Source organism: Ensifer sp. ENS07 (genome assembly GCF_014852185.1).
Lineage (GTDB): Bacteria > Pseudomonadota > Alphaproteobacteria > Rhizobiales > Rhizobiaceae > Ensifer > Ensifer adhaerens.
This window is the reverse complement of the sequence record NZ_JACVBE010000017.1, coordinates 1-18516: the sequence shown is the minus strand read 5'-3', so window position 1 is coordinate 18516 and position 18516 is coordinate 1. Positions and strand designations below refer to the sequence as shown.

Genomic DNA, 18516 nt, shown 5'->3' with positions numbered 1-18516 from the left:
GGAACTGCAAACATGATGCACAAGCTCAATGGACGTCTTCGTCTTCTGACGGCTTCTGCGGCGCTGGCCATGGTGATGGCTGCAACCGCACCGGCCTTTGCGGAAACGCCGAAGGACACGCTGGTCGAAGCCTTTGCGATCGACGACGTGATTACCATGGATCCGGGCGAAGCCTTCGAGCTGACCGCGGCCGAAATCACCGGCAACACCTACAGCATGCTGGTGCGCCTCGACATCAACGACACGACCAAGGTCGTCGGCGACCTCGCCGACAGCTGGACCGTGTCCGACGACGGCCTGACCTATACGTTCAAGCTGAAGCCCGGCCTGAAGTTCGCTTCCGGCAATCCGGTGACCGCTGAAGACGTCGCTTGGTCCTTCGAGCGTGCCGTGAAGCTCGACAAGAGCCCGGCCTTCATCCTCACCCAGTTCGGCCTTACGGGCGACAACGTGACGGAAAAGGCCAAGGCAACGGACGCGCAGACCTTTGTCTTCACCGTCGATCAGGCCTATGCGCCGAGCTTCGTCTTGAACTGCCTGACGGCAACCGTGGGCGCCGTGCTCGACAAGAAGCTCGTGCTCGAAAACGTCAAGCCGGTCACGCCGACGGACGAGTACAAGTATGACAACGACTTCGGCAATGAATGGCTGAAGACCGGCTATGCCGGCTCGGGCCCATTCAAGCTGCGCGAATGGCGCGCCAACGAAGTCATCGTTCTCGAGCGCAACGAGAACTACTATGGCGAACAGGCAAAGCTTGCTCGCGTCATCTATCGCCACATGAAGGAAAGCTCGGGCCAGCGCCTGGCGCTGGAAGCGGGCGATATCGACGTGGCACGCAACCTCGAGCCGGGCGATTTCGACGCCGTTTCGAAGAATGCCGAACTCGCCACCACGAACGCGCCGAAGGGCACGGTCTACTACATCAGCCTCAACCAGAAGAATGCGAACCTCGCAAAGCCCGAAGTGCGCGAAGCGTTCAAGTATCTGGTCGACTACGATGCCATCGGCTCGACCCTCATCAAGGGCATCGGCGAGATCCACCAGAGCTTCCTGCCGAAGGGCGTTCTGGGTGCACTCGACGAGAACCCCTACAAGCTCGACGTTGCCAAGGCGAAGGAACTGCTGACCAAGGCCGGCCTTGCCGACGGCTTCACCGTCACCATGGACGTTCGCAACGGCCAGCCGGTCACCGGCATTGCCGAGTCCTTCCAGCAGACGCTGGGCCAGGCCGGCGTGAAGCTCGAAATCATCCCCGGCGACGGCAAGCAGACGCTGACGAAGTATCGTGCCCGTAACCACGACATGTATATCGGTCAGTGGGGCATGGACTATTTCGACCCGAACTCGAACGCCGAAACCTTCACCAGCAACCCTGATAACTCCGACGAAGGCAAGAACAAGACCCTAGCCTGGCGCAATGCCTGGGACGTTCCGGAGCTGACGAAGAAGACCAAGGACGCTCTGCTCGAGCGCGATAGCGCCAAGCGTGCGGAGACCTACAAGGAACTGCAGAAGACGGTGCTGGGCGAAAGCCCGTTCGTCATCATCTTCCAGCAGACCGAAGTCGCCGGCTACCGCGGCAACGTCAAGGGCCTGAAGCTCGGTCCGAGCTTCGACACCAACTTCGTCGCCGGCATCACCAAAGAATAAGCCGTCTCGAAGGAATAAACCGAAAGGATCGTTCCCTTGAGCATGAGCGCAACAGGGACAGTGGGCGGGCGCAAACGCGCCCGTCCCGGTAAGATCGTGGCAGCGGTGCTGCGCTTTCTTGTCGTTGTCGTCACCACCTATCTCGGCCTTCTGGCCGTCACCTTTTTCATCGGCCGGGTAATCCCGATCGACCCGGTTCTGGCCGTTCTCGGCGACCGGGCGCCGACGCATGTCGTCGAAAGGACGCGCGAGGCGATGGGGCTCAATCTGCCCCTCTACCAACAATTCTTCATCTATGTCCGCCAGGCGCTGACCGGTGACTTCGGCGTTTCGGTGCTGACGACCAATCCGGTCATGACCGACATCCGCCGCGTCTTCCCGGCGACCATGGAGCTCGCGACGCTCGGCACGCTCATCGGCGCCCTGTTCGGCGTTCCGCTCGGCGTACTTGCGGCCGTCAAGCGCGGCAGCATTGCCGACCAGATCGTGCGCGTCATCGGCCTTGTCGGCTATTCCGTGCCGATCTTCTGGCTGGCGCTCCTGTCGCTGCTGGTGTTCTACGCGCGGCTGAAGTGGGTCGCCTATCCCGGCCGTATCGATATCGTGTTCGAGTACACGTTCACGCCGATCACAGGCTTCTACCTGTTCGACGCGCTCTGGCAGCGGCAGTGGGACGTGCTCTGGGATGTGTTCCGCCACATCATTCTGCCGGCCTCGCTGCTCGGCTACTTCTCGCTCGCCTATATCAGCCGCATGACGCGCAGCTTCATGCTCAACGAGCTGCAGCAGGAATACATCGTCGCGGCGCGCGCCAAGGGCCTGTCCGAGACCCGGATCATCTGGGGCCACGCGCTCCGGAACGCGGCCGTGCCGCTCGTGACGGTGATTGCGCTCTCCTATGCCGGCCTGCTCGAGGGCTCGGTCTTGACGGAAACCGTCTTCGCCTGGCCAGGTCTCGGTCTCTACATCACCAACTCGCTGCAGAATGCCGACATGAACGCCGTGCTTGGTGGCACCATCATCATCGGTTCGGTCTTCATCGGCATCAATCTCCTGTCCGATCTTCTCTACCGGACGCTCGACCCGAGGACGCGCCAGCGATGAGTACCGTTACCGAAACCCGTGCGATGACGCGTCGCGAATGGCTGCTGTCCGATCGCCCGCAGTCGCGCACCCAGGCCCGGCTTGGCCGTGCCTATATGACGTGGCAGCGTTTTGCCGCCAACAAGCTCGCCGTTCTCGGCCTGCTCATCCTGCTGGCGTTGGTCTTCGTTGCCGCCTTCGCCGATTTCCTGGCGCCGCATTCGCCCTATATCGGGGATCTTGCCAACGCCCGTCTGCTGCCGCCGAGAACCCCCGGCTACCTGCTCGGCACCGACGATCTCGGCCGCGATATTCTCTCGCGGCTGATCCATGGTTCGCGGCTGACGCTTGCCGTCGTGCTTCTCGTTGCGATCATTGCAGCACCTGTCGGGCTCATCGTCGGCGCTGTCGCCGGCTATGCTGGCGGCTGGGTCGACGCAGTGCTGATGCGTATCACCGATATCTTCCTCGCCTTCCCGAAACTGGTTCTGGCGCTCGCCTTCGTGGCAGCGCTCGGACCGGGTATCGAGAACGCCGTCATCGCGATCGCCATCACCTCCTGGCCGCCCTATGCGCGTATCGCCCGCGCCGAGACGCTGACGGTGCGCAACTCCGACTACATCGCCGCCGTGCAGCTCATGGGCGCATCGCCGATCCGTATCGTCTTCCGCCATGTGATGCCGATGTGCATGTCGTCGTTGATCGTGCGTGTCACGCTCGACATGGCCGGCATCATTCTGACGGCCGCGGGCCTCGGCTTCCTCGGCCTCGGCGCGCAGCCGCCGCTGCCGGAATGGGGCGCCATGATCGCTTCCGGTCGCCGTTTCATCCTCGACCAGTGGTGGGTGGCAACGATGCCCGGCATCGCGATCCTGATCGTCAGCCTCGGTTTCAACCTGCTCGGCGACGGTCTGCGCGACGCGCTCGATCCGCGGGAGAGCGGCCAATGAGTGCGCTTCTGACCGTTGAAGACCTCAAGGTCTCGTTCCCGACCCGCACCGGCCTCGTCGAGGCCGTGCGCGGCGTCTCCTTCACGCTCGGCCGCGAGCGCCTCGGCATCGTCGGCGAAAGCGGCTCCGGCAAGTCGCAGACCGGCCGGGCGATCATGGGGCTGACGCCTGGTCATGCGCAGGTGACGGCAAAGCAGTTGAACTTTGACGGCATCGACCTGCTCTCCGCATCGCCGAAGGTCCGCCGGGATCTCAGGGGCAAGCGGATCGCGATGATCCTGCAGGACCCCAAGTACTCGTTGAACCCGGTGATGAGCATCGGCCGGCAGATCGTCGAGACGCTACGGCAGCACGAAAATGTCAGCCGCGGCGAGGCCCGGGAGAGGGCACTCGACATGCTGGCCGCGGTGCAGATCCGTGATCCGAAGCGCGTTTACGATCTCTACCCGCACGAGGTTTCGGGCGGCATGGGCCAGCGCGCGATGATCGCGATGATGCTGGTTGCCGGGCCGGAACTCTTGATCGCCGACGAGCCGACCTCGGCGCTCGACGTGACGGTACAGCTCGAAGTGCTTGGCATCCTCGACAAGCTCGTCGCCGATCGAGGCATGGGTCTGGTCTTCGTGTCGCACGATCTGCGGCTCGTGTCGTCCTTCTGTGACCGCGTGATCGTCATGTATGCCGGCCGGATCGTCGAGGAACTGGCGGCGTCCGAGCTTGCCAATGCCAAGCATCCCTATACCCAAGGTTTGCTGAACTGCATGCCGGCGATCGGATCCGATCGTCATCCTCTGCCGGTTCTCGACCGCAAGCCGGAGTGGGCCCAATGACCTCAGCCGTTTCCGTTTCGAACCTTTCCGTCACCTATGACGAGTTCAAGGCGCTGAACGACGTCAGCGTCGAGATTGCGCCGGGCGAATCCTTCGGGCTCGTCGGCGAGTCCGGATCGGGCAAGTCGACCTTGCTTCGGGCGATCGCCGGTCTCGCGCCCGTCACGGGCGGCACCATTCGCGTGCACGATCGTGTTCTGCAGGGGGCAAAGCGCGACAAGGCCTTCTACCGCGCCGTGCAGATGGTGTTTCAAGATCCCTATGGCTCGCTGCACCCGCGCCAGACGATCGACCGGCAATTGCTGGAGCCGCTGGCGATCCACGGCGTGGCCGACGGCGAGCGGCGCATCCTGAAGGCGCTTGACGAGGTCGGTCTCGGGTCGGGTTTCCGCTTCCGTTATCCGCACCAGCTGTCGGGCGGTCAGCGCCAGCGCGTTGCGATCGCCCGGGCGCTGATCCTCGAACCATCGATCCTGCTGCTCGACGAGCCGACTTCGGCGCTCGACGCCTCGGTCCAGGCGGAAGTCTTGAATCTCCTGGAACAGGTCCGGCGCGACCATAAGCTGACCTTCATCATGGTCAGCCACGATCTCGGTGTCGTCACCCATATGTGCGATCGGTTGGCGGTGATGCAGGGTGGACGTGTCGTCGAACGCCTGTCCTCGGCGGACCTCGTCGCCGGGCGTATCGGTGAAGATTACACGCGCAGCCTTATGGTCGCGAGCAAGGGCTTTCAGCGCAAGGACGCTGCCGTGACTGCGTGACGGTACCGATACAAGCGGGGCCATCGTCCCGCTTGTATCGCTTCGTTTCGAGCCATCCGGTCCGGCCGCTTAGGCGCTTTGCCGCCAGACCGAGGTCGAGTCGGTGATCACCTTCTGGATGCGGCGTTGCTCGCGCCATTCCCGGCCCATATCCTTGATGACCGGCTGCGCCTCGGGCGAGAAGATATAGTTGCGGCGACTGGCGACATAGGCCTCCATCGCCGGGTTGACGCCCGAATAGAACTGCTTTTCCGGATCACGCGAGAGGTCCATCAGGCCGGCGCATTGCCGCGCGAAGTCGCCGCGAAGGATCGACGGCGACGTCGTGAATTTCGGGAAAGTGCGAAACAACGGGATCTTGATCCCGAACAGATACGCGTATTCGTTGCGCCGATGGAAATGGCCCTTGCGGCGGATATTCCAGTTCTGGTCCGCCGTGTGGAACGAGACCTGGCTGATCGCCGGGTCCGCGAAGGGCGCCAGCAGTTCTTCGCCCATGTCCCTCAGCGAGATCCAGTCGTCCTCCAGGTGGAAGACGTAGTCGGCGCTGGTGGCCGACCAGAGTTTCGCGACGGCCGCACAAAAGCCCGGGCTCTCGGGCTGGAACACGGTTCCGTCGGGGAAATGGTTGCGGAATATCTCGACACAGGCGCGATGATCCTCCTCCGATCCGAAAACCGGATCGAGATTGAGATAGGCGCCGCGCAGGTCGAGCCTGGAAAAGATTTTGTCCCGGAAGCTCGCCAGCGTCTGGGCAAGCAGGTCCGGGCGCCGGGTGGCGACAAGGCATAGGTCAATCGTGGACATAGCACCTCCTTGGGTGCATTTTTTTCAACCGTCAATACCCACGCCAACCCTGACGTTCACTTAGATCGTGCCGAATTTACGGCAAAGTCACCGAATTTACGGCAAAGCGACCTAAGGCGATCAATAAAGTCGATTTTGGGCGGCTCAACGCGATCTGGTTGAGGACTGTCCACACTTCCTGGCGTCTAGGATTAGAAGACGCTCAGCTTCGGAATGGCGACGACGAAGCGGCCGCCCCAGTCACGGATCGCCTCGTTGTCGGCGACGATTTCCGTCTTCAGGTTCCAGGGCAGGATGACGAGATAATCGGGCTTTGCATCCTCGATGACCGTCGGCGCGTGCACCGGAATATGGGTACCGGGCAGAAGCTTGCCCTGCTTCAGGTCATTGCGGTCCACGGCAAAGGCGATTTCGCTGGGCGACAGTCCGCAGACATTGAGGAACGTGTTGCCTTTCGCAGCGGCGCCATAGGCGGCTACGATTTTTCCCTCCGCCTTGGCGTTCGCCAGGAAATTCTGAAAATCCTTGCAGACGGCGGCGATGCGGTCGTCGAATGCCGTGTAGGTCTCCATCCGCATCAGCCCGGCAAGCGCCTCAGTCGCTCGCAACCGCTCGAGTTCCAGCGTGGTCTCGCGCACGCCGGACCTCAGCTGCGCATAGACGCGCAGCGAACCGCCATGGGTCGGCAGTTCCTCGACGTCGAAGACCTTGAGGCCTGAGCTTTCGAAGATGCGTTCGACGGCCGCCAGCGACAGATAGGAATAGTGCTCGTGGTAGATCGTGTCGAATTGCACGCCTTCCATCAGACGCAGCAGATGGGGGAACTCGAACGTCGCAACGCCATCGGGCTTCAGCAGGATGGCGAAGCCGCCGACGAAGTCGGCGATATCGGGCACATGGGCGAGCACGTTGTTGGCCGCCGTGAGGTCGGCGCGAATGCCACGCTTGACGAGTTCGGTTGCCGTCTCCCGTCCGAAGAAGGCGACCTCGGTCGGGACCTGCCGCTCCTCGGCCAGTCGCGCGGCATTGGCGGCCGGTTCGATGCCGAGCGCCGGGATGCCCTTGGCGACGAAATACTGCAGCAGATAGCCGTCGTTCGAGGCGATCTCGACGACCTGTGAATTGTCATCGAGCGCGAAGCGTTCGGTCATGCTCTCGGCGTAGCGGCGTGCGTGTTCGAGCCAGCTTGTGGAGAAGGAAGAGAGGTAGGCGTAGCCGTCGGTGAAGATTTCATCGGCCGGCACGTTTTCCGTCGTCTGCACCAGCAGGCACTCGGAGCAGACCATCGCCTTCAGCGGAAACGATCGCTCGCGGGCGATGGCTTCCTTCGTCGGTTCGAGAAAGGAATTGGACCAGGGCGTGGAGCCCAGGTCGGCAACGACGGTCTTGAGCGGTGTCGAGCAGAAACGGCAGTTGTGGGACATCGAAGTCGTTAGCCTCTCATGAATGCGTCGATTTGGCCGAGTGTCAGATCACGGGCGTCAGCGCCGCGGCGCCAGCCGTCATACCAGTGGGCGGTCCAGGCGATCGCCTCGTCCTGCGATAGACGGGTTGCCCATGACAACGTCCGTCCGGCAAGTGCCGGATCGAGGCCGAGCGTCTTCATTTCGTGCGGCTGGTCCTCGGATGACGCGTCACGCCATCGCGTGGGCAAGCCCATTGCGGTCTGGATGGCGGCGGCAACGTCCCGAACCGGGATCTGTCGCTCGTCCGGAGCCGGGCCGAAATTCAGCGCCGCCACATCGGTCTGGCCGCCATGAAGCGCCTCGGCATAGACGAAGTATCCGTTGAGGCAGTCGAGCACGTGCTGCCAGGGACGTGTCGCCATCGGGCTGCGGATGTCCAGCGTCTCGCCCGTAAGGGCAGCGCGAACGATATCCGGAACCAGCCGGTCCGCGGAAAAATCGCCGCCGCCGAGCACGTTGCCGCCACGGGCGGTTGCCACCCTTATGCCGCGCTCACGCAGATAGGAATCCCGCCAGGTCGAAACGACCAGCTCGCAGGCGGCCTTCGAACCGGAATAAGGATCATGGCCGCCAAGCACGGCGTCTTCCGGAAAATGCCGGCCGCTTTCGTCGTTGCGGTAGACCTTGTCGGTGGTGACGACAAGGACGGTCTTGAGGGCAGGGGCTGCGCGTGTTGCCTCCAGCAGGCGCGCCGTGCCCATGACGTTGACGTCGAAGGTTTCGACCGGCGTCCGGTAGCTTTCGCGAACCAGAGGCTGGGCCGCCATGTGAAGGACGATCTGCGGGTCGCAAGTGCGGACGGCGGATGCGAGCGTGTCGCCGTCGCGGATGTCGGCGAAATGTTCGTTGGTGGCCGATTCCGATCCGAGCAGTGCGTGCAGCGAGGGGGTGGCCGCCGGTGACAGGCCGTATCCGGTCACCTCAGCGCCCATTTGTGTCAGCCACAGGCGGGCCCAGCTTCCCTTGAAGCCGGAGTGACCAGTCAGCATCACCCGTTTTCCGGCCCAGAAGAACGGGTTCGCAAGCCTGCTCATGCCCAGACTTTCCAGGGGGCCGCTCCGCTCTGCCAGAGGTCTTCGAGCTGGTTCTTGTCGCGCAACGTATCCATCGGGCGCCAGAAACCGGCGTGTTCGAAGGCCATCAACTGGCCGTCTGCGGCGAGACCTTCCAGAGGCTCCGCTTCGAACGGCGTCTGATCGCCCTCAATGCGATCGAGCACCGAACGGTTGAGGACGAAAAAGCCGCCATTGATGTGACCGTTGTCGCCTGCCGGCTTTTCGATGAAGCTTCTGACCCGCCCGTCGCTGACAGCAAGCGCGCCATAGCGGCCGGGCGGGACCACACTGGTGACCGTCGCCTGGCGGCCGTGATGGCGGTGGAAGTCGGTCAGCGCCTTGATATCGATGTCGGCGACGCCGTCGCCATAGGTGAGGCAGAACGTATCGCCGAGATGGTCGGCCACGCGTTTCAGGCGCCCGCCGGTCATGGAGTCCGTTCCGGTATCGACGAGCGTCACGCGCCAGGGCTCGGCCTTGTTCGAATGGAACAGGGTTTCACCCGTCGCCATGCAATAGGTGACGTCGGAGGAATGCAGCACGTAGTTGGCGAAGTATTCCTTGATCATGTAGCCGCGATAGCCGAGGCAGATCACGAAATCCGAGAAGCCGTAGTGGCTGTAGATCTTCATGATGTGCCAGAGAATCGGCCGCCCGCCGATTTCGATCATCGGTTTTGGCCGGAGATGGCTCTCCTCCGAGATCCGCGTGCCGTAGCCACCGGCGAGAATGACGATTTTCATGCGACCGCCCCGTATTTGCGCCGGCCACTCGGCATGGCGCATTGCAAAGTCCTAATATCCTGGCGACCTTGCGCGGAGGTGGTCTGCGCGCGCCTGCTCTCAGGCGGCGAGGCAGCCCCGCAGGACCTCGACCACGCGGCCGATCTCGTCGCATGTCATGTCGTGATAGCTCGGCAGGTTGATCGCGCGGCCGGGCAGGTCATAGGCCACGGTGTTCGCTGGCACCTCGTCAAAGGGCGGCAACGAACTCAGCGGCCAGAAAAAGACACGGGCGTCGATGTTCTCGGCCGCAAAGGCGTTCTGCAAAGCCTCCCGGGTGACGCCGGTTTCCGGCGCAAAGACGACGGTCGGCATCCAGAAGCCGTTCTTCGTTCCCTCCGGCTCTGGGTTCATGGCAATGGCGTTCACGCCTGCAAGCTGCTCGCGATAGGCGTAGAAGATTTCTCGCTTGCGATCGACCAGCTCGCCGACGCGCTCGATCTGCGCGAGGCCGACGGCGGCCTGCAGGTTCGACATCTTGTATTTGAAGCCGATCTCGTCCGGCCAGAACTGCTTTTTTTGCCCGCGGGCGCGGCCGTGATTGGAGAGCGTCAGCACCTTTTCGTAGAGCGTCTCGTCGCTGGTGATGAACATGCCGCCTTCGCCCGTCGTCACAGTCTTGGTGCCGTGGAAGGAGAAGGCGCCGAAGGCACCAAGCGATCCGGCCTTGCGGCCGCGCCACTCGGATCCGAGCGCTTCGGCCGCATCCTCGACAACAGGAATGCCGTGCCGGGCGCCGATCTCAAGCAACCGGTCCATGTCGCAGAGATTGCCGTAGATGTGAACCGCAAGGATCGCCCTGGTTCTTGGCGTGATCGCTGCCTCCGCCTTTTCCGGGTCGATGCACCAGCTGTCGGCAAGCACGTCGACGAAGACCGGTTTTGCGCCGAGGTGAACGATCGGCGCGGCAGACGCCGTCCAGTTGGTGTCCGCAAGGATCACTTCGTCGCCGGCTCCGACGCCGAGTGCCGCAAGCCCCATGTGCAGCGCGCCGGTGCAGCTCGATGTCGAGATCGCGTGCGTCGTGCCGAGATGCGCGGCGAAGGCCGCCTCGAAGCGGTTGATGTAGTCGTAGCAGCGCTCGCCCCAGCCATTGGCCGCCGCATCGGTCGCATAGGTCACTTCACGGTCGGTGATCGAAGGTTTGGTGTAGAGGATGCGGGGTTTCATGGGGAGCGCTTGGTGAGAACCGGGAGTTCGAAAGGGGCGTGGATGCCGGGCGGGATTTTGTCGAGATTTCGTCCCGCTCCGGCTTCTTGCTGTGTGCTCTTGTCAGAGCCAGACGTGGTCGAGCCCAGGCCGCTGCAGCCAGGGTTGCGCGGCAATCGCAGCGCGGGCCTTCAGCGGGTTGAGACCGATGAACAGTGCTTCGGCTTCCGCTGGCAGGTCCTCAGGCGAAAGCACCGGGATGCCGAAATGGGTGGCGCCCTTCATGTTCTCGTTGCGGTCGAGGAATGCCACGACATCGACGGCCTGGCCGATCCGGCAGTAGATCCAGCTTCCGTAGAAACCGGCGCCGTAGATCGCGACCTTGCGCTTGGCGTAGCGATCTGCCCCGCTCGCGAGCGTTTCCGACGCCCGATCCCAGAAGGCGCAGATGTCGCGGGCTTCCTTGGCCGCATCGGCGGCGGATTTCGACGTGTGGGCGGCCTCGACGGTCGCTTCCGCGCGCTTTGCAACGACGAAGAAGGCGCCAGGGAACGAGGTCGAGTCGATCACCTGCAGTTCGAACCCGACGCTTGCCAGGGCATGGGCAAGCGAGGCTTCGCTGAAATGGTTGACGTGATCGGCGACGGCCATGTCGCCCGGGTTGCCGGCGACATCGGGCATGGAAAACAGGAAGCTGCCGCCCGGCCGCAGGAGGTTGCGCACGTCGCGCATGAAGCCGACGGGATCGGCCACGTGCTCGATGACGAAGTGGCTCATGACGGCGTCGAACTTGTTCTGCCAGCCTTCGGGCGCGGCGTAGGTGGCCTGGGCCGCTTCCGGCACCCAGCCCTGCCAGGCGGCCGCATAATCGGCACTGACGTCGAAGACGTGCGGACGCAAGTCGCTGCGGTTCGCAACCATCTTGCGCAGTGTCACTGCCTTTGCTGCACCATAGTCGAGGATTGAGGCGCCCTCGGGCAGATCGAGCAACCGCAGCGCCAGTGCGGCCTGGTGATCGGTGCGATAGGTGATCGTGCCATCGGTTGCGACCGCGAAGATCTGATCATGATTTTCGCTGGTCAGCGAGATCCGGTAGCCGGTGTCGTAGAAGGCTTGGATATCGGGAATATCGTCGCTTTGGGCATGTCCACAAGCGCCGCAGACGAAGACGCGTGTCGGTACGTCGAGCAGCGTCATGATCGAGGTCAGCGCCGGCGCGGGCACGTCGTAGGTCGGTGCGCCAATGTGGCCGCCGCACACACGGCAGTTCGTCATGCCAATTCTCCCTGCGGTGCAACCAGCTCCGGCAGAACCTCGGCGAACTTTACGCCTGCGGCGAACGAGCCCTTCCAGCCGATGCGGATGCCGAGCGGCTCGGCGTAGTTGAAATAGCGGAACTGGATGCTCCACCGCGGCGTCTGCGAAACGTTGTGACCCGACTGATGCAAGGTCAGGAAGTCCATCAGGATCAGATCGCCGGGCCTGCTCAAGGGAGCAACGTGTTTGTAGCGGGCAAGTCGCTCTTCACCCTTGTGAAGATGCAACGCATAGGCGCCGGTCTTGCCAGCGCCGGCGTCGTCTTCATAGACCGGAACGAGACCTTCGGCCTGCGACCCCTCGGCAATCTGGACCGGACCCATGTCTTCGGTGACCGGCAAAAGCGGCGTCCAGAAAACGATGCCGTCGACACTGCGCAGTTGCGAGGGGAATTCTTGATGCCATTGCGCGCGGAACTTTTCTTCGCCGGGATTGTCGATGCGCATGCCGTAGCCGCCAGCTGCGATGCCCGGGATGCTGCCGGGCCGAAGTGCCTTAAAGACCTCGTCGTTGGCAGCCGAGCTGACGAGCCGCATGAAGGCAGGAATCTGCTTTATCGCATCATAGACTTCACCGCCCCAGGAGCGATTGACCGCAATCAGCTTGCGATAGGCGATCGTCATCGCCTCGTGCGCCGTGTCGGTCGGGGCGTCGACGCCGTACTTGTTGCAGATCAGTTCGAGGGTCTGGCGGATGCCTTCGTGGATCGGGGCAATCTCTGACTGAATGTCGTAGAAGCCGGGTACGACGTGATAACCCTTGGTCTCGAATTCCTGGCGCGCGCTTTCGGAAATGATGGTGCCGTTCTTCATGATACGCTTGCTTCCTCCTTCAGGAATTCCCGCCACGAAATGGTTTTTGGTAACAAATGCTTGCGCGCATCGGGCCCAGTGCGCGCAATGAGGTCCAGGACGGAAACATAAGGCGTGAAGGTTTCGCGGGGCTGGGGCCACGGCGTGCAGCTGTAATTCATGTATTCGACGTAAACACCGGCAGCCTCGAAGGCCTGATGATCGAGATAGTTGGCAGCGCCGTGTCCGGTCAGATAGCGCGTTCCGTTCGCCTCAAGCACCAGGTCGAGCACGCGCTGCCAGGACGTTCCATTCGAAGCCATGTCGCAGGAGCGCCGGATGATGCGTTCGAAGCCGATGCCGAGATAGCGGGCCGGGACCTCGGTGCTCGCAATCAGAAGATCACATAGGCCGTCGTTGGCGTAGACCTCGTCTAAGATTGCCAGCGCGTCATCGATGTAGGGCGCGCCATCAAGCGACTGGCGCAGCAACGAGCGATGGCTGGCGCGCCAGTTGTCGGCGGTCGCCGAAAGATCCTGGATCTTCTGGAAGCTTCCTTTTCCCGCAAGCGGTATCGTCATCCAGCAACGATCGTTGCCTTTCAGGAGTTGGATGCGATTGGTGAAGCTGCCTTTCGAGAATTGGGCATCGTCGAGGTAGATGTAGCCGTCGGCAAGCGCCAGTTGTTCGAAAAAGCCCGGCCAGGGAAAAAGCATCGGCTGGGAGATGACGACGGCGGTCATACGTGGGGCTCGTCCGGCGCGAAGATGGTGTCGAGGTCTCCATCCGTGTCGTGGCAAGGACCCTCGAACAGCGCGCTTGGGATATCTCCGGTTCCTAGTTGCGCACGCACTTCAGATAGCCTCCGGGGGAGCTCGAAAGCACAAGCTTGCCGTTGAGAACCGGGTCCGTTTCGAAGCGATCCGTTTCCTTGAGGTAGGCGTTGAGCGCGGCGTAGGGCTCATCGCCCGGATGCCAGATTTTCGAGCGCTTCGTAGGTGTCTGAGACGCGTCGCCATAGCCAAGCAGCGTGTCGGCGACCACGAGATATTGCCCTTCGGTCACCAGAGGTCCGTAGTTCCGCAATTCGTCCAGCACGTGATCACGGCTGTGGTCGCTGTCGAGTACCACCATGACCGAAGCACCCTCTGGGATTTCGGCCGCGACCCTCGCCAGCGTTTCGGCCGTCGTCGACGGCCCCTCGATCAGCGTGATGCGCGAGGACATCGGGTGGTTTTCGATCGAGTCACGATTGTGGGCGCGGATATCGATATCGACGCCGATGACTTTGCCTTTGCCGATCAGTTGCAGCATTGCGGCCATGAAGATCATCGAGCCGCCGCGGGCAACGCCCGTCTCGATGATGATGTCCGGCTTCGTGTTCCAGATGACTTCCTGGGTCGCCATGACGTCAGCCGGCATCTGTATGATCGGCACGCCCATGAAGGACCAGAGATAGGAGTAGTCGTACTTGTCGAGCGCTACCACAGTGTCGTGTGCCTGCTGGAAAGCGCCCTGATCCTTGCCGAGCGCAAGGGCCATTTCGGTCTTGTGGGCTTCGAATGCGAGACGATCGTCTTCCACTGCCATTGCTGTCTGATGCCCTTCTTCGGATACAACCTATGGATACGCTCTCGACCGCGAATCGCGATCCCTGGCGCTTTCGCCGATTCGCAACGCTTTCCTGTGAACGCTTTCATGTCGGCAATTGCAAATACGGTCAAGGCCGGTTTCTTAAGGGCGAAAAGACGGGTAGTCCTTGGTCTCTGGCGGAAGGAACCATGTCGCGATTCGATCGAATTTCTACACCCATAGCGGGTCTCATCGTCGTCGAGCGGCAACGCAGGGGCGATGATCGCGGTTTCTTCTCGCGCTTCTTCTGTCGCGAGGCGCTGGCCGATTTCGGCGGCGATGGAAAGATCGCGCAGATCAACCATACCCTGACGCAGGCAGCAGGCACGATCCGCGGCCTGCACTTCCAGCAGGCGCCGCACGACGAGGCGAAATTCGTCTCCTGCCTTTCCGGCGCTGTCTTCGATGTGGCGGTCGACCTGCGGCCGGATTCTGCGACCTATCTGCAATGGCACGGGGAGGTGCTGAGTGCGGACAATGGTCGCTCGATGATGATCCCTGGCGGTTTTGCCCACGGGTTCCAGACGCTGACCGAGGATTGCGAGCTGATTTATCTGCACGACAAGCCCTATGCGCCCGAGGCCGAAGGCGGGCTTAACCCGCTCGATCCGGGGCTCGCGATCGCCTGGCCGTTGCCGGTCTCGCAAATGTCGCCGCGCGACCAGGCGCTCCCTTTGCTGCCGAACAGGATCGTCGCCGCCCGTCGTTGACTTCGTGAGGGATGGGAGGACAATAACCTCTCCGCGCCACCACGAGAGAGAAGGGGTGTCGACGATGACGATCGCCAGAAAACTTCAGGACTATATCGACGGTTCGGGTGTCGCCTATGACACCGTCGACCATCACCGCACCGCGACCACCAGCCAGACGGCACGGGCGGCGCATGTGCCGGGCAGCCGGCTTGCCAAATCCGTGGTCGTTCACCACGAAATGGGCTACGTGCTCGCCGTCGTGCCGAGCACGCACCGGGTCGAACTCTCGACCCTGCAGGACGTAATGGACCGCCGCCTCGGCCTCGCTTCGGAAGAGGAGGTCTGCAATCTCTTTGCCGATTGCGACATCGGCGCCGTGCCGCCGGTTGGTTCGGCCTATGACGTGCCGGTGCTGCTAGACGAAAGCCTCGGCGATGTCAGCGACGTCTATTTCGAAGGCGGCGATCACCGGACGCTGGTGCACATGAGCGGCGCGAATTTCCGCAACCTGATGCGGGGCGCGCAGATCGCCCGCTTCAGCCATCCGGCGTGACTGGCCGTTCAGAACGATCTTGTTTGCGCTGGCGTGACGCCTGCCGCCTGTTCCTTGGCGCCATCCGCTTGAAGCGGGAAGGAGCGGCCAACCGCTGGTCGATATTTGCTGTGCTTGAATCTGCCAGTCGGGCTTGTCAAAGCGCATGCTAGGCGGCACCATCGCGCTCGACGGATACCTTTATCTAACTGGGTTGGGGGATCGATGGTGCGCATACGCTCTGCGAATATGTCCAAGTCTCTGGCAGTGCTGCTGGTTGCGACCAGCGTTCAGTCCTTCGGTACCTCGGCACGTGCCGAAGGCGTCCTGTTCGATCAATTTCCGTTTGCCGTTGCCTGCGAATACAAGGGCACCCAGCACGCCTTCTATTTGTCCAAGGTGACGGCGGATGGAACCGCAACCTATCAGGCTTCTGACAACTTCGCCGGTACGATCACTCTGGACGGCGCGGCCAAGGCGGTTGGCTCTGATGCCGGCGGGAGTTGCCTTGGAAAGACGCTCGCGGAGCTCAGGGCGTCAGGTCAGGCACGCGATATCAAGTAGTTCGCCGCATATTGCCGGTAAACGCAGCTGACGCTTGCGCCGCGGCCGGCGCCGCGCAGTTGCAACGGCGAGGCGGGCGAAGGCACGTCCGCGGTGGGCTGGCGATGTCTGCCGCCTTTTCGTTTGCGACGAACGCCGAGAAGATCCAATCTATTGTCCGGTCGTCGCGAAAGAATCGATGCTTGAGAATTTTCTGTTGTAGCAGTTCAAAAATCTGATTTACTGCAGCCTCGCTAATTGGCTTTCGGGGGATATTGCCGATGGTGTGGACCCGCAGGGAGACTATGCTTGGTGGTTTGGCGCTGCTTGGCGCCAATGCGCTTCAGAGCCCGGCACTGGCAAAGGCGACAGCCTATTTTTCCGGCCCGGCCGTGGACAACGGCGTGACATACCGGAGCACCAATTTCGCCAACATTGACAGGAAATGGCAGCGCCAGGTCGTCAAGTATTTCAGCAGCGAGCCGATCGGCACCGTCGTCGTCGATACCAGGCACCACTTTCTCTACTTGATCATGGAGAACAAGACGGCCATCCGCTACGGCGTCGGCGTCGGGAAAGAGGGTTTCAAATGGTACGGCCGGGCGACGATCGACAGGAAATCGCTGTGGCCGCGTTGGACGCCGCCACCGGAGATGCGTGAGCGCCACCCCGAACTGCCTGAGTTCGTCGAGGGCGGTTCGCCGAAAAATCCGCTCGGCCCCCGCGCCATGTACCTGCTGCGCGACGGCGTCGATACCGGTTACCGCTTCCATGGCACGCTGGAGCCGGGCAGCATCGGCAAGGATGCCTCCAGCGGCTGCATCCGCATGTTCAACGAGGATGCGATCGACCTTTACCAGCGTTGCCCCATCGGCACGGCGGTGCAGGTGCTGCCGCATATCGCCGAAAAGGCCCCCGAGGTCAGCCAAGCAACCCCGGTCGCAACTCCGGTCGAATGAGGAATATCACCCGATGCCCGCTATGACCGGATTGACGAGGCTGCTTTCCGCGGCCGCCATTCTCTTGACGTTTGCTTCCTGCAACACCACCGAGATGGCCGCAGTCGAAGAGCCCGCAGCCGTGCCGATGACCGGAAAAACCGACGACCCGGCACCCGGCTTCGAAACCGTATCGGTCGGTACCGAAGAGGACTTTATCCTCAATGTCGGCCGCCGGACCTACTTCACCCAGGATTCCTCCGCACTCGACAGCGTCGCCAAGGCGACACTCGACAAGCAGGCGATCTGGCTTAACAGCAACCCGCGCTGGCTGGTCAAGCTACAGGGCTTCTCCGACGACAGCGGCTCTGTTTCCAAGATGGAAACGCTGTCTCAGAAACGCGCCGATGCGGTAATGGCCTATCTGGTGTCCAAGGGTGTGGACCCCAATCGCTTGTGGGCCAAAGGCTACGGCGACGACCGCGAGGTGCGCGACTGCACCGAGCGCTCCTGCAAGGTCCAGAACCGCCGCGTCGTCTCCAATCTCAGGACGGAACGCGACGCGACTTGAGCGGGCGGCGGCTTCCAACGACCGTGGGCGGTCGCTTCCGCCAACGCGGAATGGACTACATGTGTTGGCCATCAGCGCGTCGTTCAGCACAGAAGACCAGGGCGCATAGCCACCAACGGGCGGGCGTGGCTATGCGCAGCCCGGTACTTTTCTCGTTGGCCCATCGGTCGACGAATATGTTGCCCTGTGTTTCGCGGAACGACAGAGCACGGCGGCCGCCGCATCAATCGGTTGAAGCGCAAGTGCCATAGTCTTCTCAAAGCAGGGGGTGATCTGATACTTCCGTCTGCCTGCCTCTGCGTCATGCGTCCTTTCATGGCATCCACACGGATGGAAAGTGTGGCAGTTCGAAAACCTACAGTGCTTTCAGCGTCTCACCAGACGTGCGACGCGGTAGCTGCGCCATGTCGGGGCATTCCTCGGGGCGGTAAAATATCTACGGAGCGCAAGACATGAAACTCGCCGTCCTTGTATCTTCTGGTGGGGCAGCGTTTGAACAGGTGGCTCGCATTGTTCGACACGACGGCGTCGATTTCACGGTGATCACTGATAGAGGGTGTGGGGCGGAGGTGGTTGCCGGCCGCGTCAACGCGAAGCACATCCGCATCGAAGAGCGAGACAGGAAGCTGTTTTCCAGCAAGGTGGCCGCAGCCCTTCAAGACCTGCGCGTCAACAATATACTGCTGTTCTTTGACCGTCTGGTTTCGAGCGAACTGTTTGATAGCGTCGATACGTTCAACATCCATCCGGCAGCCTTGCCGGCGTTCAAGGGGTTGAGAGGCGTGGAGGACGCCTATGAAGCGAAGGCTCGCCTGCTCGGCTGTTCGCTTCATCGTAAGCGCGTAGGGACCCCCACGTATCATTTGGCGCGCTGATCGGGGATTTTGTGCATGAATCATGCGGAGAATCCTATGAGCGACAGTGTGAATCAGCCACGAACATTCGAGGTTTTGACGGCGGC

Annotated in this window: 20 protein-coding genes; 11 read left to right on the top strand and 9 right to left on the bottom strand. The window is 62.1% G+C overall.

What is annotated here, in order from left to right; genetic code table 11:
* The first annotated feature begins 12 nt into the window (after positions 1-12).
* The 5 genes from IB277_RS32810 to IB277_RS32790 are packed head-to-tail and all read left to right on the top strand — an operon-like array spanning position 13 to position 5280.
* Positions 13-1653 carry an ABC transporter substrate-binding protein gene (locus IB277_RS32810; RefSeq protein ID WP_090298167.1) on the top strand — a complete coding sequence of 547 codons (1641 nt, stop codon included), beginning with the start codon at positions 13-15 and terminating at the stop codon, positions 1651-1653.
* A 42-nt stretch (positions 1654-1695) separates the two neighbouring features.
* A complete protein-coding gene (locus IB277_RS32805; protein ID WP_034793987.1) occupies positions 1696-2757 on the top strand; it encodes an ABC transporter permease in 1062 nt (353 codons plus the stop codon).
* On the top strand, positions 2754-3686 hold the full coding sequence (locus IB277_RS32800; protein WP_090298164.1) for an ABC transporter permease: 933 nt from the start codon (positions 2754-2756) through the stop codon (positions 3684-3686). The genes IB277_RS32805 and IB277_RS32800 overlap by 4 nt, the downstream gene beginning before the upstream one ends.
* Positions 3683-4516, top strand: coding sequence for an ABC transporter ATP-binding protein (locus IB277_RS32795; protein WP_034793982.1), 834 nt, complete (start codon positions 3683-3685; stop codon positions 4514-4516). The genes IB277_RS32800 and IB277_RS32795 overlap by 4 nt, the downstream gene beginning before the upstream one ends.
* The gene (locus tag IB277_RS32790) at positions 4513-5280 is read left to right on the top strand and encodes an ABC transporter ATP-binding protein (protein WP_034793978.1); all 768 of its coding nucleotides are present in this window, start codon (positions 4513-4515) and stop codon (positions 5278-5280) included. The genes IB277_RS32795 and IB277_RS32790 overlap by 4 nt, the downstream gene beginning before the upstream one ends.
* Positions 5281-5349: 69 nt before the next feature.
* Here IB277_RS32790 and IB277_RS32785 read toward each other — a convergent pair whose 3' ends face one another.
* The 9 genes from IB277_RS32785 to IB277_RS32745 form a co-directional block, all read right to left on the bottom strand.
* Positions 5350-6087 carry a hypothetical protein gene (locus tag IB277_RS32785; RefSeq protein WP_226020614.1) on the bottom strand — a complete coding sequence of 246 codons (738 nt, stop codon included), beginning with the start codon at positions 6085-6087 and terminating at the stop codon, positions 5350-5352.
* A gap of 191 nt (positions 6088-6278) precedes the next feature.
* Entirely contained in the window at positions 6279-7511 is a 1233-nt protein-coding gene (locus tag IB277_RS32780; protein ID WP_090298161.1) for a class I SAM-dependent methyltransferase, read from the bottom strand.
* Between the two features lie 8 nt (positions 7512-7519).
* Positions 7520-8587, bottom strand: coding sequence for a CDP-glucose 4,6-dehydratase (gene rfbG, locus IB277_RS32775; protein WP_090298158.1), 1068 nt, complete (start codon positions 8585-8587; stop codon positions 7520-7522).
* Positions 8584-9351 (bottom strand): glucose-1-phosphate cytidylyltransferase, encoded by a 768-nt coding sequence (gene rfbF / locus IB277_RS32770; protein ID WP_034793969.1) that lies wholly within the window; start codon positions 9349-9351, stop codon positions 8584-8586. Before rfbF ends, rfbG begins: the two co-directional genes overlap by 4 nt.
* Before the next feature lie 99 nt (positions 9352-9450).
* Entirely contained in the window at positions 9451-10560 is a 1110-nt protein-coding gene (locus IB277_RS32765; RefSeq protein ID WP_110819322.1) for a DegT/DnrJ/EryC1/StrS aminotransferase family protein, read from the bottom strand.
* Positions 10561-10662: 102 nt separating this feature from the next.
* Positions 10663-11814, bottom strand: a complete 1152-nt coding sequence (locus IB277_RS32760; RefSeq protein ID WP_090298151.1) for a methyltransferase domain-containing protein — start codon at positions 11812-11814, stop codon at positions 10663-10665.
* Complete coding sequence (locus IB277_RS32755) at positions 11811-12668, bottom strand: phytanoyl-CoA dioxygenase family protein (RefSeq protein ID WP_089045611.1); 858 nt, start codon at positions 12666-12668, stop codon at positions 11811-11813. The genes IB277_RS32760 and IB277_RS32755 overlap by 4 nt, the downstream gene beginning before the upstream one ends.
* A complete protein-coding gene (locus IB277_RS32750; protein WP_090298147.1) occupies positions 12665-13390 on the bottom strand; it encodes a WbqC family protein in 726 nt (241 codons plus the stop codon). Before IB277_RS32750 ends, IB277_RS32755 begins: the two co-directional genes overlap by 4 nt.
* Before the next feature lie 94 nt (positions 13391-13484).
* Positions 13485-14237: a cephalosporin hydroxylase family protein gene (locus tag IB277_RS32745; protein ID WP_060518869.1), complete on the bottom strand. Its 753-nt coding sequence runs from the start codon at positions 14235-14237 to the stop codon at positions 13485-13487.
* A 191-nt stretch (positions 14238-14428) separates the two neighbouring features.
* Here IB277_RS32745 and IB277_RS32740 point away from each other — a divergent pair, with 191 nt between their 5' ends.
* From IB277_RS32740 to IB277_RS32715, 6 genes are all read left to right on the top strand, one after another.
* Complete coding sequence (locus IB277_RS32740) at positions 14429-14989, top strand: dTDP-4-dehydrorhamnose 3,5-epimerase family protein (protein ID WP_034794218.1); 561 nt, start codon at positions 14429-14431, stop codon at positions 14987-14989.
* Positions 14990-15053: 64 nt separating this feature from the next.
* Positions 15054-15524: an aminoacyl-tRNA deacylase gene (locus IB277_RS32735; RefSeq protein ID WP_034794215.1), complete on the top strand. Its 471-nt coding sequence runs from the start codon at positions 15054-15056 to the stop codon at positions 15522-15524.
* A gap of 228 nt (positions 15525-15752) precedes the next feature.
* Entirely contained in the window at positions 15753-16067 is a 315-nt protein-coding gene (locus IB277_RS32730) for a hypothetical protein (RefSeq protein WP_051659302.1), read from the top strand.
* A gap of 260 nt (positions 16068-16327) precedes the next feature.
* The gene (locus tag IB277_RS32725; protein WP_034793947.1) at positions 16328-17005 is read left to right on the top strand and encodes a L,D-transpeptidase; all 678 of its coding nucleotides are present in this window, start codon (positions 16328-16330) and stop codon (positions 17003-17005) included.
* A 13-nt stretch (positions 17006-17018) separates the two neighbouring features.
* Positions 17019-17555, top strand: a complete 537-nt coding sequence (locus IB277_RS32720; RefSeq protein ID WP_192372764.1) for an OmpA family protein — start codon at positions 17019-17021, stop codon at positions 17553-17555.
* 452 nt (positions 17556-18007) lie between these two features.
* Complete coding sequence (locus IB277_RS32715; RefSeq protein WP_192372762.1) at positions 18008-18430, top strand: formyltransferase family protein; 423 nt, start codon at positions 18008-18010, stop codon at positions 18428-18430.
* Positions 18431-18516: the final 86 nt, after the last annotated feature.

Bases quoted from the DNA above. Each gene is read 5' to 3' on its own strand.
- IB277_RS32760 (WP_090298151.1), bottom strand. From the start codon at position 11,814: ATGACGAACTGCCGTGTGTGCGGCGGCCACATTGGCGCACCGACCTAC.
- rfbF (WP_034793969.1), bottom strand. From the start codon at position 9,351: ATGAAAATCGTCATTCTCGCCGGTGGCTACGGCACGCGGATCTCGGAG.
- IB277_RS32725 (WP_034793947.1), top strand. From the start codon at position 16,328: ATGGTGTGGACCCGCAGGGAGACTATGCTTGGTGGTTTGGCGCTGCTT.
- IB277_RS32730 (WP_051659302.1), top strand. From the start codon at position 15,753: ATGTCCAAGTCTCTGGCAGTGCTGCTGGTTGCGACCAGCGTTCAGTCC.
- IB277_RS32800 (WP_090298164.1), top strand. From the start codon at position 2,754: ATGAGTACCGTTACCGAAACCCGTGCGATGACGCGTCGCGAATGGCTG.
- IB277_RS32750 (WP_090298147.1), bottom strand. From the start codon at position 13,390: ATGACCGCCGTCGTCATCTCCCAGCCGATGCTTTTTCCCTGGCCGGGC.
- IB277_RS32720 (WP_192372764.1), top strand. From the start codon at position 17,019: ATGCCCGCTATGACCGGATTGACGAGGCTGCTTTCCGCGGCCGCCATT.
- IB277_RS32785 (WP_226020614.1), bottom strand. From the start codon at position 6,087: ATGTCCACGATTGACCTATGCCTTGTCGCCACCCGGCGCCCGGACCTG.
- IB277_RS32805 (WP_034793987.1), top strand. From the start codon at position 1,696: ATGAGCGCAACAGGGACAGTGGGCGGGCGCAAACGCGCCCGTCCCGGT.
- IB277_RS32715 (WP_192372762.1), top strand. From the start codon at position 18,008: ATGAAACTCGCCGTCCTTGTATCTTCTGGTGGGGCAGCGTTTGAACAG.
- IB277_RS32735 (WP_034794215.1), top strand. From the start codon at position 15,054: ATGACGATCGCCAGAAAACTTCAGGACTATATCGACGGTTCGGGTGTC.
- IB277_RS32765 (WP_110819322.1), bottom strand. From the start codon at position 10,560: ATGAAACCCCGCATCCTCTACACCAAACCTTCGATCACCGACCGTGAA.
- IB277_RS32780 (WP_090298161.1), bottom strand. From the start codon at position 7,511: ATGTCCCACAACTGCCGTTTCTGCTCGACACCGCTCAAGACCGTCGTT.
- IB277_RS32755 (WP_089045611.1), bottom strand. From the start codon at position 12,668: ATGAAGAACGGCACCATCATTTCCGAAAGCGCGCGCCAGGAATTCGAG.
- IB277_RS32745 (WP_060518869.1), bottom strand. From the start codon at position 14,237: ATGGCAGTGGAAGACGATCGTCTCGCATTCGAAGCCCACAAGACCGAA.
- IB277_RS32810 (WP_090298167.1), top strand. From the start codon at position 13: ATGATGCACAAGCTCAATGGACGTCTTCGTCTTCTGACGGCTTCTGCG.
- IB277_RS32740 (WP_034794218.1), top strand. From the start codon at position 14,429: ATGTCGCGATTCGATCGAATTTCTACACCCATAGCGGGTCTCATCGTC.
- IB277_RS32790 (WP_034793978.1), top strand. From the start codon at position 4,513: ATGACCTCAGCCGTTTCCGTTTCGAACCTTTCCGTCACCTATGACGAG.
- rfbG (WP_090298158.1), bottom strand. From the start codon at position 8,587: ATGAGCAGGCTTGCGAACCCGTTCTTCTGGGCCGGAAAACGGGTGATG.
- IB277_RS32795 (WP_034793982.1), top strand. From the start codon at position 3,683: ATGAGTGCGCTTCTGACCGTTGAAGACCTCAAGGTCTCGTTCCCGACC.